Source organism: Cellulomonas endometrii (assembly GCF_949769265.1).
In the GTDB taxonomy this organism is placed as follows: Bacteria; Actinomycetota; Actinomycetes; order Actinomycetales; family Cellulomonadaceae; genus Cellulomonas; species Cellulomonas endometrii.
Genome location: NZ_CATKPC010000018.1, coordinates 30,414 through 45,367, shown reverse-complemented (window position 1 = coordinate 45,367; position 14,954 = coordinate 30,414). Strand labels below are relative to the sequence as shown.

Sequence of the window (14,954 nt, the reverse complement as noted above, 5' to 3'; positions counted from 1 at the left end):
GCGTCAGCACCGCCGACTCCGGGGTACGGCAACGACGGCACCCAGCCGCGGTAGCGGTGCACGGCCAGGCCGGAGCCCGTCAGCGCCGGGGCGTAGCGGGACGCTGGCTGTCGTCCAGCAGCACGATCCCGCCCGGTGCCAGGCGCCGTGCGGCGGCTGCCGGGCGGCGCGCGCGCGGCCGTCGACCACGACGACGTCCAGCTCGCCGGGCACCCGGTCGATGGCGCGCACGTACGCCGCGTAGTCCAGCCCCTCCTCGCCGCGCCGCCCGGAGGGCACCACCGGCGCGCGGGACTCCCCGGGCGCGACCTCCAGGAGCTCCAGCCGGTCCGCCACGCCGGCGTCGCGGGCGAGGTCCCGGACCAGCGCGGCGAACCCGGCGTGGTGCTCGACGCTCGTCACCCGCGCGGCGCGCCGGGCCAGCCAGACCGACGACGCCCCGGAGCCGTACTCGAACACCCGCGCGGACCCGCCCAGCTCGGCGAGGCGCTCCTCGACGCGCGCCGCGGCGCCGTACGTCCACCAGGGCACGTCGAGGGCCACGAGGTCGGCGGCGTCGTGGATCGCGAACAGCGACCGCGCGTGGGCCGCCAGGCCGCCCGGGTGCGCCCGGCCCCGCCGGTCGAGGGCGCCGAGGGCACCGGTCGCCTGCGCGGCCCGCCGGGCCGACCGCCACAGCCCCACGTACGCGGCGCGGCCGATCGAGCCGGCGGTCACGGCAGGTCCTCCCGGGCGTCGTACTGCAGGCGCTTGATCCGCTCCAGCTGCTCCTCCAGCAGCACCCGGTTGGTGCGCAGCAGGTCCGACAGCACCCCGAGCGCCGCCGACAGCAGGCACGCGACGGCCATGATCGCCCCGAAGATCAGCGACTGGACGTTCCCCGCCTGCCCGTTCGCCGCCCAGAGCACCAGGAACCGCACCATCGGGACGAGCGCCAGCACGCCGAACACCGCGGCGAGCGTCGCGAACACCACGTACGGCTTGTACATCAGGTACGACCGCACGATGGCCGACGCGGACCGGGCCATGTGGTGGAACACGCTGCGGAACAGGCGGGACTCGCGCGTCTTCGCGTGGGTGACCACCGGGATGCTGACGATCCGCAGCCGCTTGTGGCCCGCCTGGATGATCGTCTCCATCGCGTACGAGAAGTCGGTCAGCACGTTGAGCCGCAGCAGCGCGCCCCGGGAGTACGCCCGGAACCCGCTGGCCGCGTCCGGCAGCCGGGTGTCGGCCGCGCCGTTCACGACCGCGCTGCCGAACCGCTGCATCCGCTTCTTGAACCAGGAGAACTCCGCGATCGTCGCCGTCTGCCGGTCGGCGATCACCACGTCCGCCACCCCCTCCAGGACCGGCCGCACCAGGTCGCCGATCCGGTCCTGCGGGTACTGGTCGTCGCCGTCGGTGTTCACCACGACGTCCGCCCCGTGCGCGAGCGCCCAGTCGACGCCGTCCCGGAACGAGCGCGCGAGCCCCATCGTCCGCGCGTGCCGCACCACCGCGGCGCCGTGCTCCCGGGCGATCTGCGCGGTGCGGTCGGTGGACCCGTCGTCGACGACCACGACCGCGATCTCGTCCACGCCGTCGATGTGCCGCGGGATCGAGGACAGCACCGCGCCGAGCGTCGCCTCCTCGTCGAGGCACGGGACCTGCACGACGACCTTCATGCGCTGCTCACACCCGCTCACGACCGTTCGCCGGACCGCCCCGCACCGGCCGGCCGCGGGTCGTCGGTAGCCTAGCCACCAGGGCCGACGTGCAGAGCCGCTGCGCCGCGCCCCCGACGGAACCGGAGACCACATGGCACGCGCACTCATCACGGGCATCACCGGCCAGGACGGCCTGTACCTCGCCGAGCTGCTGCTCGCGAAGGGGTACGAGGTGTTCGGGCTGGTGCGGGGGCAGAACAACCCGAAGATCGCCCTGGTGCGCGAGGCCGTCCCGGAGGTCCACGTCCTGACGGGCGACCTGACCGACATGTCGAGCCTGATGGGGGCGCTGGCCGTCGCCCGCCCCGACGAGGTCTACAACCTGGGCGCGATCTCCTACGTCGCCTACTCCTGGCAGAACGCCCGCATCACGACCGACGTCACCGCCGCCGGCGTCCTCAACATGCTCGAGGCGGTGCGGCTGCACTGCGCGGACGACCCGCGCCGCGTGCGGTTCTACCAGGCGTCGTCCTCCGAGATGTTCGGCAAGGTGCAGGAGGTCCCCCAGCGCGAGACCACGCTGCTGTGGCCCCGGTCGCCGTACGGCGTGGCCAAGGTGTTCGGCCACTACATGACGATCAACTACCGCGAGTCGTACGGGATGCACGCCTCGTCGGGGATCCTGTTCAACCACGAGTCCCCCCGCCGCGGCCCGGAGTTCGTCACCCGGAAGGTGTCCCGGGCGGTCGCCCGCATCTCGCTCGGCCTGCAGGACGAGCTGGTGCTCGGCAACCTCGAGGCCCGCCGCGACTGGGGCTTCGCCGGCGACTACGTCGAGGCGATGTGGCGGATGCTGCAGCAGGACGAGCCCGACGACTACGTGGTCGCGACCGGCGCGACGCACTCCATCCGGGACCTGCTGGACGCGGCGTTCGCGCACGTCGGCATCGACGACTGGTCGCACCTGGTGCGCACCGACCCGGAGTTCGTCCGGCCGGCCGAGGTGGACCTGCTGGTCGGGGACGCGTCGAAGGCCCGCGAGGTGCTCGGCTGGCAGCCGACCGTCGACTTCCCGGCCCTGGTCGCCATGATGGTCGAGCACGACCTGGCCGAGCAGCGGGCCCTCGTCGGGTGACCGTCGCACTGGTCACCGGCGCGACCGGGCAGGACGGGTCGTACCTGGTCGAGCGGCTGCTGGCCGAGGGCGCCGACGTGCACGGGGTGGTCCGCCCCGGGGACGGGGTGCCGCCGGGCACGGCGTGGACCGCGCACAGCGTGGACCTCGCCGACCGCGCCGCCCTGCGGGCGCTGGTGCTCCAGGTCGCCCCGGACGAGGTCTACAACCTCGGCGGCATCAGCTCGGTGGCGCTGTCCTGGCGCGAGCCCGAGGCGACCGCCGAGCTCTCCGGCCTCGCGCCGCTCACCGTGCTCGACGCGGCGCTGGCCGTCCAGGACGCGGCCGGCAGGCCGGTGCGGGTGGTGCAGGCGTCGTCGGCGGAGATCTTCGGGCACCCGGACCGCGTCCCCCAGGACGAGTCGACACCCGTCGCGCCGCGGAACCCGTACGGGGCCGCGAAGGCGTTCGCGCACCACCTGGCCGCCGTCTACCGCGAGCGCGGCCTGCACGTCGCGTCCTGCGTGCTGTTCAACCACGAGTCCCCGCGCCGCCCGGAAACCTTCGTGACCCGCAAGATCACGCGCGGCGCGGCGCGGATCGCGCTCGGGCTGGACGACCGGCTGACGCTGGGCAACCTCGACGCCCGCCGGGACTGGGGGTGGGCGCCGGACTACGTGGACGCGATGGTCCGCGCGGCGCGGCACACCGCGGGGGGCGACTGGGTGGTCGCGACCGGCGAGGCGCACTCGGTCGAGGACTTCGTGCGCGCCGCCTTCGCCCGGGCGGGCGTCGAGGACTGGGAGCGGCACGTCGAGGTGGACGCCGCGCTGCTGCGCCCCGGCGACGCGCCCGAGCTGGTCGGCGACCCCGGGCGGGCGGAGCGCGAGCTCGGCTGGCGGCGCACGCACGACTTCGACGCGCTGGTCGGCGCGATGGTCGACCACGACCTGACGCTCGCGCGGGGCTGAGCGGGGCCCCGGGCGGGGCCGGGCGCGACCCCGCGCCCGGCAGGGCCGGTCAGGGCACGTCGGCCTGGACCAGACGGGCCTTGCCCTGGACCTCGAGCGGCCCGTCGGAGGCCGGCACGAACGCGGCGTCCCCCCGGCCGAGGTCCAGCGCGGCGCCCGAGGCGGCCCGGACCCTGGCCGAGCCGTCGAGGCAGAGCAGCACCCGCGGGCCGCGGCCGGGCAGCGGGTGCGCACCCGCGTCCTCGACGACGGTGATCGACAGCTCGAAGTCATCCACCGGCGCGTAGAACACCCGGGTTGCGCCGTGGAACCGCTCAGGCGCGATCCGGATCGGTGGCGCTGCGACGTAGTCCACGTTGCGCAGCAGCTCGGCGACGTCCACGTGCTTCGGGGTCAGGCCCGCGCGGAGCACGTTGTCGGACGAGGCCATGATCTCGATGCCCACGCCGCGCAGGTACGCGTGCACGCCGCCCGCCGGGACGAACAGGGCGTCGCCCGGGTGCAGGGTGACGGGATTGAGTAGGAGCGAGGTGGCGACCCCGGGGTCACCCGGGTACGCCTCGGCGAGCTGCACCACCGTGCGGTCGGCGCGCGGGGACGGCGACCCGTCAGCCAGCCGCCGGGCGCAGGCGTCCACGACCTCCTGGACCTCCTCCGGTCCCGGGCGGGTGGCGGGGTCGAGCAGCTGGGTGAACGCCTCCTGGATCCCCCGGGCGTCGGGCTGGCCGGCAAGCAGGTCGTGCAGCTCTTTCGCGAGCGGCGCGTCCAACGTGACGAGGAGCTCGGCCGCGCGTCGCGGGGCGCGGAACCCGCACACGGCCTCGAACCGGGTCAGCGCGAACACCAGCTCAGGCTTGTGGTTCCGGTCGCGGTAGGAGCGGTGCGGGGCGTCGATCGGGATCCCTGCCGCCTCCTCGCGGTCGTAGCCCGCCCCAGCTGCCGCGATGTGCGGGTGGACCTGGAGCGAGAGGGGGCTGTCCGCTGCGATGACCTTGAGCAGGTACGGCAGATGCGGGCCGAACCGCGCCACCACGTCGTCCCCGAGGGCGCCGCGCGGGTCACGCGCGATGGTGTCCGCCAGCGTCGCTCCGTCCAGGCCCGCCGCCACGACGGTGGACGGCGCCGCGCGGTGGGCGCCGAACCACGCCTCGGCAACGGGCGCGTCGCCGGCGGCCGACCCGAGCAACTCCGGGATCGCGGTGCGGGACCCCCAGGCGTATCGCAACTCGGCGCTCCGGATCCGGATCATCGCTCTCCTCGGGCTGGAATCAGGACAGACTGGCACAAGTCGGACACCAAGGCGACGACCTCACCCGTCCAGCCGAGTCAGGCGGCCCTCTCCGGGAGCGCCCTGGATGCGCCACACTGTATGACCATGCGAGGAATCATCCTGGCCGGCGGGTCCGGCACGCGACTGCACCCCATCACCCTGGGCGCGAGCAAGCAGCTCGTTCCGGTCTACGACAAGCCGATGATCTACTACCCGCTGTCGACGCTGATCCTGGCGGGCATCAAGGACGTGCTCATCGTCACGACGCCGCACGACGCGGAGCAGTTCCACCGCCTGCTCGGCGACGGCTCGCAGTTCGGTGTGTCGATCAGCTACGCGGTGCAGGCCGAGCCGAACGGGCTCGCGCAGGCCTTCGTCATCGGAGCGGACTTCGTCGGGGACGACTCGGTCGCGCTGGTCCTCGGCGACAACATCTTCTACGGGCCTGGCCTCGGCTCCCGCCTGCAGCGGTTCGCGTCGATCGACGGGGCCGCCGTCTTCGCCTACCGGGTCGCGGACCCGAGCGCGTACGGCGTGGTGGAGTTCGACGACTCCGGCCGCGCCCTGTCGCTCGAGGAGAAGCCCGCGCAGCCGCGGTCCAACTACGCCGTCCCCGGCCTGTACTTCTACGACAACGACGTAGTCGCGATTGCCCGCGACCTGCGGCCCTCCGCCCGCGGCGAGTACGAGATCACCGACGTGAACCGGACGTACCTCGAGCAGGGCAGGCTCCAGGTGGAGGTCCTCCCGCGCGGCACCGCCTGGCTGGACACGGGCACGTTCAACTCACTCCTTGAGGCCAGCGATTACGTGCGGACCATCGAGCACCGCCAGGGGCTCAAGGTCGGCTCGCCGGAAGAGGTCGCCTGGCGGCGCGGCTTCCTGTCCGACGACGAGCTGAGGCAGCGCGCCGAGCGGCTGGTGAAGTCCGGCTACGGCACCTACCTGCTAGGGCTGCTCGACTCCGAGCGCTGACCCCCGCCCCGGGCCGTCCCGTCACGCGACGGTCCGGGGCAGCGCGCGGTCCCACTGCTGATTGACACCGCCGTGGCACGACCAGAGCTGGACGGCGGCCCCGCGCTGCGCGTCCGGCCCGGCCACGTCGAGGCAGCGACCCGACTGCGGGTTGCGGACGATGCCCCCGGGGCCTGGCAGCCACCGCTGCGCCCCGGAGCCGTTACACGGCCAGAGCTGCACGGTGGCTCCGTCCCGCACCTGCCCGCCACGCACGTCGACGCAGCGCCCCGACGCGGGGTTGACGAGGCTGCCGTCGGCTCCGGGGACCCAGCGCTGGGCCCAGGTCCCGTTGCACGCCCAGGCCTGGAGCGTGGTCCCGTCCCCGCCGCGGCCGCCCGGGACGTCGAGGCACCCGCCGTGCTGCGCGTTCACGGCGGCGCCGGGGCCCTCCGCCCAGACCTGCGCCGGCGAGCCGTTGCACGACCAGAGCTGCACGGGCGCTCCGTCCACCGCGCTGCCGTCACGCACGTCGACGCAGCGCCCGGACGCCGGGTTCACGAGGGTGTGAGTCCCGGAGGGGAGCCACTGCTGCGCGCCGGTGCCGTTGCAATGCCACAGCTGCAGCCGAGTCCCGTCCGTCCTGCTCCCGCCTGCGGCGTCGAGGCACTTGCCGAGGGCCGTGAGCGTGCCCCCCGTCGCGGCCCACGACTGCGCGGCCGAGCCGTTGCACGTCCAGAGCTGGACGGCCGTCCCGTCCGCGCTGCCGCCGCCCGCGACGTCGAGGCACCGGTCGGACAGACCCGTCCGCTGCGCGGGCGCCCCGTCCCCGAGGTCGGCGACCCGGACGTCGCGCAGCGCCACCCCGGTTCCCGTGGCCGCCAGTGCGATTCGGCCCCGGACTGCGCCCGCGGCCCCTCCCAGCCCCAGGTCGTTCACGACCACGCCGTTCAGGACGACCCGCATCCGGGAGCCGTCCACCCGGACCTCCGAGGTGCTCCACGACCCCGGGCTGTCCCGGGGCGCGCCGACCGACGGCGCGTGCACTTGACCGTTCGCGAGACGGACCGCACCGGTGTCGAGCGACACCTCGACCCCGCCCACCCCCGCGGCGTCGGCACCCCAGCGCAGCATCGGCACGGCCGTCCCGTCGGCCCTCCATCCCAGCTTGACCGAGCCCGGTCCGAGCGGGCGGTCCGCCAGCACCAGGGCCCCCGACCCGGCGCGCGAGGACCAGGTCCCGTCCTCGGGCGCGAACCCGCCGTCGCCGACCTGCCGCCACCCGTCCGGCAGCCGGTCGAGGACGCGGACATACCCGCTCTCGGGCGCGCAGTCCGCCGGGGCACGCCCGGTCGCGTAGCGGATGCCGCCGAGGAGGTGCCGCCGCTGGCCGGCGTCGGCGAAGCCCTCCGCGGTGTGCCCCAACCCGGTGTAGAACGACCGGCCTCCGTCCACGGGGTGGCACCAGGCGATCGGGTGGTCCGCGCCCATGGCACCTCCGGCGAAGCTCCCGGGGTCCAGCCGGAGGAGGACGTGCGCCCCCGCCCGCGGGTCGGTGCGGAACGAGTACCACTCGTCCGTCCGGCGCCACTCGGGCCCGAGGGCGGCGGTCGCGGGATGCACCCGGTCCTCGACGACCAGCCGTGCGGGCTGCACCGCGGGGTGCGAGGCGAACCAGCCGCCCACGAGCTCCCCGTAGAACGGCCACTCGTACTCCGTGTCCGCCGCCGCGTGCACACCGACGAACCCGCCGCCGCCCCGCACCCAGGACTCGAACGCCCGCTGCTCCGCAGGACCGAGCACATCGCCTGTCGTGTTGAGGAACACGACGGCCCCGACGAGCGCCAGGGTTCCGTCCGTGAACACGCGAGGGTCCTCGGTGACCGTCACCCCGAAGCCCTCGGCGGCGCCGAGCTCGCGGACCGACCGGACCCCCGCCTCGATCGAGTCGTGGCGGAAGCCGCTTGTCCGGGTGAAGACCAGCACGTCGGGCGGCCCGGTCCCGACCGAAGCGGCCGCCTGCGGAACTGGCCCCCCGCTCCCGGCGGGCGTCGCGGCGTCCGCGGACGCCATCGGCAGCTGCTCCCCGGAACCGCTCGGGGACGTGGCGACCGAGCCGGGGGCCGCGGCCCCGAGCACGAGCACGAGCACGAGCACGAGCACGAGCACGAGGGCGAGCCCGAGCGCGAGGCTCGCGTGCGGCCAGCCGGCGCGGGGACGGCGGGCGGTCGTCGTCGACGCCATGGGGCCATGCTAGTTCCCCCCTGCGGGACGTTCGCCGCTCCGCCGGGGCGGGTTGCCGCTGCTAGTGTCAGCCCGGTCCGCGGCGCTGGACTGCGCCGGCCCACCGAGTGCAGGAGTCCGAGCGTGCGGTCAGATGCCCAGGTGAGGGATCAGCCGGGTCAGCCGGCGCTCGTCGCGCTCGTGTGCCCCCAGGGCCGTCCGGGCCGGTGGGCGCAGTCGATCGCCTCCCTGCGTGCTGCGGGGCTGCCCGTGGTCGTCCTCACGCCCGGCGCCGACGACGAGACCGGGACGGTCGCGGCCGGGGCCGCCATCGACCCGCGCCCGCTCGCGGAGGTGTGCAAGGAGCTCGCCGCGGGGGGCGTCGAGGCCGTTTTGGTGGTGACGAGCCCGGTGCTGGTCCCGCAGGGCGCGACGGAGCCCGGCCTCGCGCTGGCACGCGAGGACATCCGGACCGCGACGGTGTCGTTCCTGTCGAACGACGCAGGCTACCTGAGCTTCCCGGGTCGCTCCGACCCCCGGCCCGACGTCGTGGAGGGCCACGACGAGCACTCGCTCACGGCAGCGCTGCGTGCCGTCGAGGGCGGGGAGCGCGTCGTACCGGTGCCCGTCCCCGCGGGCGCCGCCGTGCTCGTGCCGACGGTGGCACTGCGCGCCCTCGGCGGACTCGACCCGATGTCACCGCGACCCGACGTGGCCGTGACAGACCTTGCGCTGCGCGGGGTGGCCCGCGGCTTCCGCAACCTCGTCGACCCCACGACGTTCCTCGCCCGGTACCGCGCCGACGGCGAGCCGCCGGACGCGGGCGAGGACGAGGGCGTGCGGGCGTGGCTCGCCCGTCGCCACCCGTTCCACCCAGTGCTGCACGACCAGGAACGCTACGCGCCGGACACGCCGGTCTCGGACGCGCTCGCGCTACGGGAGGCGGCGGTGCTCGGGCTGCGCATCCTCTTCGACGGTTCCTGCCTGGGACCGCACGAGATGGGCACGCAGGTCGCCACGCTCGCCCAGATCCAGGCGCTCGCCCGGCACCCCCGCGTCCGCGAGGTGGTCGTCGGCACGCCGGGTGGTGCGGTCCCGACGTACGCGACGTCGGCGCTGCTGCAGCCGGGGGTGCGCACCACGGACGTGGGCGACGCGGTCGGCTTCCCCGGGGCCGGCCGCGCGGACGTGGTGCACCGGCCGTTCCAGCCGGACGGCGAGCTGCCTTTCGAGCGGTGGCGGGAGCTCGCGCACCGGACCGTCATCACGATCCAGGACCTCATCGCCTACGACAACGGCAGCTACTTCCCGACCCACTACAACTGGCTCTTCTACCGCCACTCCATGCAGGAGGCGGCCCGCCGGGCGGACGCCACGATCGTGATCTCGCACGACACCGAGCGTGCCGTGCGCCAGAGCCGCCTGGGGGTCGCGGCCGGGGCGTTGCACGTGGTCGCGAACGGCACCGACCACCTGGCGGCGGCCGAGAGCCGGCCGCGGCCCCCGGTCGAGCTCGTGGAGCGAGGCGTCGCCGCCGACCGCTTCCTGCTCGTACTCGGAGCGAGCTACGCGCACAAGAACCGCGACCTGGCCATCCGGGCGTGGCACGAGCTACGGGCCCGGGGCCACGACCTCCAGCTCGTCCTCGCGGGCTTCGAGGTGCCGGTCGGCTCCTCGTCCGAGCACGAGGCGCTCGCGGTCGCCCGGGGCCCGTGGCCCATCGTGCTGGCCGACGTCGCGACCGAGGAACGCGACTGGCTCCTGGAGCACGCCGCCGTGGTGCTGTACCCGACCTCGGCGGAGGGCTTCGGCCTCATCCCGTTCGAGGCGGCGACGTTCGGCTCCCCGTCCGTCTTCATCGGGTTCGGCCCCCTCGACGAGGTGCTGCCCGATGTGCCCGTGGCCGCCCGGGAGTGGACGGCGGCAGCCGTCGCGGACGCCGTCGACACCCTCGTCTCCGACCCCCGCGCCGCCCGCGAGCAGGTGGAGGCGGTGCAGCGCGCCGGGAAGGCGTACACGTGGCGCCGTTACGCCGACCGGCTCGTGGACGTCTACCTGCAGACGCTGACGCGACCGGCGCGTCGCTAGGACCCAGACCCACGACCGAAGGGAAGTCAGCCGTGGCCGACGCCGCACACCCCCAGGAACGCCCCCGCCCCGACGGGCTCGGCGCCGCGCCCCTGGACTCGCTGAACCTCGAGCAGGCCCTGACCGACCTCGAGCTGGCCCATGCGCGGGTGGTCGACCTGACCGGCCGCGTCACCTCGCTCTCCGAGGAGGTGCTCCACCTGCGCGCCGAGGTGGGCAACCTCCAGCTCGCGCTGGCGCAGGAGCACGCGGAGGCCGACCGGCAGCGGTCCGAGACGACCGCCGCGCAGGCCGAGCTCCGTGCGCACCAGGCGTCCCGGGCCTACGCGTTCACGCGGCGTGTGAGCAGCGTCGTGAACCGGTTGACGCGACGATGACCGACGGGATCCTGATCGGGGTCGTGGTCACCTCGCTCGTACCGGCCGCGCTCGAGGCGGTGCGCGACCAGCGCCTGTCGGACGGGGACATCGACGTGCTCGTCCTCGACGAGACCCCGGACGTCGTCCGCTCGGGCGAGCTCGCCGACGCCTGCGAGGAGCTCGGGCTGCAGCGCTACCGCTCGCCCCGTCCACTGGGCGCCACTCGCGCGATGAACCTCGTCCTGCGCGCCGCCGCCGCAGCACGCCACCGGGACGCGGTGCTGACGACCGGCGCCGACGTGCTCGCCCGGGGCACCGTCGACCGGCTCCGCAGAGCTGCGCGGGCCAATCGTTCCGCCGTGGTGCTCGCGTGGTCGGACGAGCTGGACGAGTACACGCTTGAGTGCACCCAAGCGGACGCGCTCGTCCGCGACCGCGAGCTCGTCGACGCCGTGGCGGCGTCCCTCGACGACAACTTCGGGGACGTCGTGTTCGAGGTGCCATTCGCCGGGGACGGGTGCGTGCTGCTGCCGACCGAGGCGGTGGAGCACGTCGGTCTGCTCGACCCCGTGCTGGAGGACCGGGCAGCGGCGCTGACCGACTGGTCGCTGCGGGCGAAGTCGCACGGCCGCCGGGTCTCGCTCGTCCCCGGGACCTTCGTGGCACGCCCCGCCGCGCGCACCGACCCGCCCGCGGCCGCCGCGGCCCGGGAACGGCTCGGCCAGGCGGTCATCGACCTGCGCTTCCCGCAGTTCCGGGACCAGCTCGTCGCCTTCCGCGCGTCCGGCCTCGTCGCCGACGCCCGGGTCGGCGCCGCGCGTCGCCTCGTCGTGGACGGAGCCCGTCGCGACGGCTACGCGCTCGAGGTCGGGTGGCTCGCCCCGGCGTCGAACGGGGCCCCGATGGTCCGGTGCCACGTCCCGCCCGAGCCGGGTGAGACCGTACGGTGCACGTACCGCGGGTTCATCTTCACGCTCGGACTGGGCCGGGAGGAGGAGCCGGTGGGCGCGCTCGCCGCGCTGCTCGGCGGCCCGCCGCGGGTCGTCAACCTCTACGACCGCGGCCGTGCTGCCGAAGAGATCGCCGCCCGGACCGGCCTCGGCACCGACCACTACGCGTACCCGACCCGTGTCTGAGCGCGAGGGTAGCCCGGTGCTCGAGAGGGGCACGGAGGAGCGCTGCGACGGAGAGCCGAAGCTCACCCTGATCGAGAGCGACGCCGGGCCGCTGTGGCTGCACGCCGACGACGGCATGATCCTGCCGTTCCTCCGCGGCACCGGGACCTGGGAACCCGAGGAGGGCGGCCTGCTGCGGCGCATCGTGCGCGACGGGGCGACCTTCGTCGACGTCGGTGCGAATGTCGGCTACTTCTCCCGGCTCATCGCCCGGCACTGCCGCCCGGCACGCATCATCGCCTTCGAGCCTCACCCGCTCCTCGTGCCGGTGCTGCGGCGGAACGTCGCCGGGGCGCAGCCGCCGGTCGAGGTGCACGCGCTCGCCCTGGGAGACGCCCCGGCGACGGTCGAGCTGCGCTCGGCGCCGCACAACATCGGCGACACCCGGGTCGCGCGGACGACGACCGAGCCGACGCAGGACGCCGTCACCGCCCGGATGTCCACCTTCGACGACGAGGTCCGCGGCCGGGTCGACGTCGTGAAGATCGACGTCCAGGGGTACGAGCTCGACGTCCTGCGGGGCATGCGGCGCGTGATCGCGGAGAACCCCCAGCTCGTCGTCGTCGCGGAGTTCTGGCCGGGCGCGCTCGAGGAGCGTGGCCTGCGGCCGGCGGCCGTCCTCGCCGAGTACCGCGCGATGGGCTTCGAGACCGCCATGCTGCGCTGGGGCGGCCCTGTCCACGCCGATGACGGGGAGATCTTCGCGTTCGCGCGCAGCGCGGGTCCGGACGGTCAGGCGAACCTGGTGCTGCGCCGCCCGCTGTGACCCCGGTGGTGCGGCCCCGGCCGGGCCGCACCACCGCGCGGATCAGCGGCGCGGGCGGCGGCGCGCGGCCGCCTCGTAGGCGGCCAGGTGCTGCTCGGCCGAGCGACGCCAGGTGAACTCCGCCGCCCGCTCGGCGGCCGCAGCCCCGAGCGTGGCCCTGCGGCGCGGGTGGGCGAGCAGCGCACGCAGTCCCGCCTCGATCTCCTCGGAGCCGGTGCCGCAGTACGCGACCGCCTCGCCCCCGACCTCGGGAAGGGACAGCTCCCGCGTGGTCAGCACGCAGGCGCCGCAGGCCATGGCCTCCAGCACCGGCAGCCCGAAGCCCTCCCCGAGCGACGGGTACGCCACCACCTCGGCACCGCCGAGCAGAGGCGCGAGCTGCTCGATCGGCAGATACCCGGGGACGACAAGCCGCAGGTGCGCCGGCACCTCCGCCCGCACGCGTTCGATCTCGTGGTCCCACCCGCGCGCCCCGGCCAGCACGAGCGCCGGGTGCTCCGGCATGTCGCCGGCCGTGCGGATCCAGGCGCGCACAAGGGCGGGCACGTTCTTGCGCGGCTCCAGCGTGCCGAGGAACGCGACGTAACGCCGGCCCTCGAGACCGAGCTCGCGTGCGACGGCGGCACGCTCCTGCGCCGTGGTCGCCCGGAACGTGCCCCGGTCCACTCCGTGGTACGCGACGTGGAAACGCTCAGGGTCGCCGCCCGCGTGCGCGAGCACCTCGTCGCGTGTGGCGGCCGACGGCGTCACCAGGGCGTCGGCCGTCCGGACCGCCGCGCGCGTCGCGGTGCGGAAGAAGCGCGCCTTCACCGGGTCGTGCAGCTCGGGGTGGCTGAAGAACGTCGCGTCGTGCAGCGTGACGACCGACGCCGCCGGGGCCAGCAGCGGGCGCGTGTAGTGCGGGCTGTGCAGCACGTGCGCACGGGTGCGGGCCGCGAGGCGAGGCAGCTCCGTCTGCTCCCACACTAGGCGGACGGGACGCCGCGCCACCTGCGCCGGGACGACGAACGGGCGGGCCCCCGTGGCCGCCACCCGCTCGGCGTCGCGCGGCAGGCACGCCGCGCCCACTTGGACCTGCTGCGTGGCGAGCGCCGTCAGCAGCTCGTCCACGTAGCGCCCGACTCCACCGCGGTCGGCGGGTACGGCAGTGGCATCGACGAGCACGCGCAGGGTCATGGCCGTCGATTCTTCCACCGTCCGGAGCGACCCGTGACCAGCCTCTAGGCTGACCGGGTGCCCACGACCACACCCCTGCGGGCGGCGCTCGTCGTCGAACAGCTCTGGCAGTCCGTCCCGGGCGGGTCGGGGACCTACATCCGGGAGCTCGCTGGCGCGCTGTCCCGCCGCCAGGACGTCCGCCCGGTCGGCCTCGCCGCCCGGCACCCGGCCGGGCCGACCGCCGACTGGCGCGTGGACATCCCCGTGAGGCAGGTCCCGCTGCCCCGCCGGGTGCTGTACGCCGTCTGGCAGCGCGGGGCGCTGCGCGCCGAGGTCGTGCTCCCCGGCGCCGACGTGGTCCACGCGACGACGTGGGCGATCCCCCCGACCCGCCGCCCGCTCGTCGTCACCGTGCACGACCTCGCGTTTCTCCGGGAGCCGGCGCATTTCACCGCGCACGGCAACGCGTTCTTCCGACGAGCCCTCGCCGCCGTCCGGGACCGCGCGCACGCCGTCGTCGTCCCGTCCTGGGCGACCGCCGACGAGTGCGTCGCCGCCGGTCTCGACCCGCAGCTGGTCCACGTCGTCCCGCACGGCGTGGACGTGCCCGACGTCACGGCAGCTCAGGTCGCGGCCGCGCGCCGCCGCCACGATCTCCCCGAGCGCTACGTCATGTGGGCCGGCACCGTCGAACCGCGCAAGAACGTGCCGACGCTGCTCGACGCCTACGCCCGGCTCGGGGACGCCCCGGATCTCGTCCTCGTGGGGCCCCGCGGCTGGGGCGAGGTGCCGGAGGTGCCCGCCGCGCTCCGCCGGCGGGTGCACACGACGGGCCGCGTGACCCGGGAGGACCTGCACGCGCTGTACGCGGGCGCGGACGCCTTCGTGTTCCCGTCGCTCGCCGAGGGCTTCGGTCTGCCCGTGCTCGAGGCGATGGCCCACGGCGTCCCCGTGGTCACGTCGCGCGGGACCGCGTGCGCCGAGGTCCTGGGTACGGCCGGTGTGCTCGTCGACCCGGAGGACCCCGCCGACGTGGCCCGCGGCATCGACATGGCCCTCGGCGACCGCTCGGCCGATCTCGCGCAGGCCGGCGCCCGGCGCGCTGCGACCTTCAGCTGGGACGCGGCGGCCGAGGCCACCCTGGCGGCGTACCGCGCCGCCCAGGACCGCTCCGCCCAGGACCGCAACGCGGGCTGAGCGGTCGGCGCCGGGTGGATCGGTCCCGGG

13 protein-coding genes are annotated in these 14,954 nt (G+C 75.1%); 8 read left to right on the top strand and 5 right to left on the bottom strand.

Going from position 1 to position 14,954, the window contains the following annotated elements; all coding sequences use genetic code 11:
* Window positions 1-3 precede the first annotated feature (3 nt).
* Both QNH85_RS16380 and QNH85_RS16375 read right to left on the bottom strand, forming a co-directional pair.
* Window positions 4-717 carry an O-methyltransferase gene (locus QNH85_RS16380; RefSeq protein WP_282948120.1) on the bottom strand — a complete coding sequence of 238 codons (714 nt, stop codon included), beginning with the start codon at window positions 715-717 and terminating at the stop codon, window positions 4-6.
* Window positions 714-1,667 carry a glycosyltransferase family 2 protein gene (locus tag QNH85_RS16375; protein WP_282948118.1) on the bottom strand — a complete coding sequence of 318 codons (954 nt, stop codon included), beginning with the start codon at window positions 1,665-1,667 and terminating at the stop codon, window positions 714-716. The genes QNH85_RS16380 and QNH85_RS16375 overlap by 4 nt, the downstream gene beginning before the upstream one ends.
* Window positions 1,668-1,800: 133 nt before the next feature.
* Here QNH85_RS16375 and QNH85_RS16370 point away from each other — a divergent pair, with 133 nt between their 5' ends.
* Entirely contained in the window at window positions 1,801-2,784 is a 984-nt protein-coding gene (locus QNH85_RS16370; protein WP_282948117.1) for a GDP-mannose 4,6-dehydratase, read from the top strand.
* Window positions 2,781-3,734 carry a GDP-mannose 4,6-dehydratase gene (locus tag QNH85_RS16365; protein WP_282948116.1) on the top strand — a complete coding sequence of 318 codons (954 nt, stop codon included), beginning with the start codon at window positions 2,781-2,783 and terminating at the stop codon, window positions 3,732-3,734. The genes QNH85_RS16370 and QNH85_RS16365 overlap by 4 nt, the downstream gene beginning before the upstream one ends.
* Before the next feature lie 49 nt (window positions 3,735-3,783).
* On the opposite strand, the gene manA is transcribed toward QNH85_RS16365, so the two are convergent.
* The gene (gene manA / locus QNH85_RS16360; RefSeq protein WP_282948115.1) at window positions 3,784-4,983 is read right to left on the bottom strand and encodes a mannose-6-phosphate isomerase, class I; all 1,200 of its coding nucleotides are present in this window, start codon (window positions 4,981-4,983) and stop codon (window positions 3,784-3,786) included.
* Window positions 4,984-5,109: 126 nt separating this feature from the next.
* Between manA and rfbA the strand changes: the two genes are divergently transcribed.
* Window positions 5,110-5,979: a glucose-1-phosphate thymidylyltransferase RfbA gene (rfbA, locus tag QNH85_RS16355; protein WP_282948114.1), complete on the top strand. Its 870-nt coding sequence runs from the start codon at window positions 5,110-5,112 to the stop codon at window positions 5,977-5,979.
* Window positions 5,980-6,000: 21 nt separating this feature from the next.
* On the opposite strand, the gene QNH85_RS16350 is transcribed toward rfbA, so the two are convergent.
* Complete coding sequence (locus QNH85_RS16350; RefSeq protein ID WP_282948112.1) at window positions 6,001-8,202, bottom strand: ThuA domain-containing protein; 2,202 nt, start codon at window positions 8,200-8,202, stop codon at window positions 6,001-6,003.
* 141 nt (window positions 8,203-8,343) lie between these two features.
* Here QNH85_RS16350 and QNH85_RS16345 point away from each other — a divergent pair, with 141 nt between their 5' ends.
* From QNH85_RS16345 to QNH85_RS16330, 4 genes are read left to right on the top strand one after another with little or no spacing between them, the layout of a single operon-like run.
* Window positions 8,344-10,269: a glycosyltransferase gene (locus tag QNH85_RS16345; protein ID WP_282948110.1), complete on the top strand. Its 1,926-nt coding sequence runs from the start codon at window positions 8,344-8,346 to the stop codon at window positions 10,267-10,269.
* Window positions 10,270-10,301: 32 nt separating this feature from the next.
* Window positions 10,302-10,646 carry a hypothetical protein gene (locus QNH85_RS16340; RefSeq protein ID WP_282948108.1) on the top strand — a complete coding sequence of 115 codons (345 nt, stop codon included), beginning with the start codon at window positions 10,302-10,304 and terminating at the stop codon, window positions 10,644-10,646.
* Window positions 10,643-11,764 carry a glycosyltransferase family 2 protein gene (locus QNH85_RS16335; protein WP_282948106.1) on the top strand — a complete coding sequence of 374 codons (1,122 nt, stop codon included), beginning with the start codon at window positions 10,643-10,645 and terminating at the stop codon, window positions 11,762-11,764. The genes QNH85_RS16340 and QNH85_RS16335 overlap by 4 nt, the downstream gene beginning before the upstream one ends.
* A 16-nt stretch (window positions 11,765-11,780) precedes the next feature.
* The gene (locus QNH85_RS16330) at window positions 11,781-12,569 is read left to right on the top strand and encodes an FkbM family methyltransferase (protein WP_282948104.1); all 789 of its coding nucleotides are present in this window, start codon (window positions 11,781-11,783) and stop codon (window positions 12,567-12,569) included.
* 42 nt (window positions 12,570-12,611) lie between these two features.
* Here QNH85_RS16330 and QNH85_RS16325 read toward each other — a convergent pair whose 3' ends face one another.
* A complete protein-coding gene (locus tag QNH85_RS16325) occupies window positions 12,612-13,745 on the bottom strand; it encodes a glycosyltransferase family 4 protein (protein WP_282948103.1) in 1,134 nt (377 codons plus the stop codon).
* A 57-nt stretch (window positions 13,746-13,802) separates the two neighbouring features.
* On the opposite strand from QNH85_RS16325, the gene QNH85_RS16320 reads away from it, so the two are divergent.
* Window positions 13,803-14,924 carry a glycosyltransferase family 4 protein gene (locus QNH85_RS16320; protein WP_282948102.1) on the top strand — a complete coding sequence of 374 codons (1,122 nt, stop codon included), beginning with the start codon at window positions 13,803-13,805 and terminating at the stop codon, window positions 14,922-14,924.
* The last annotated feature ends 30 nt before the right edge of the window (window positions 14,925-14,954 follow it).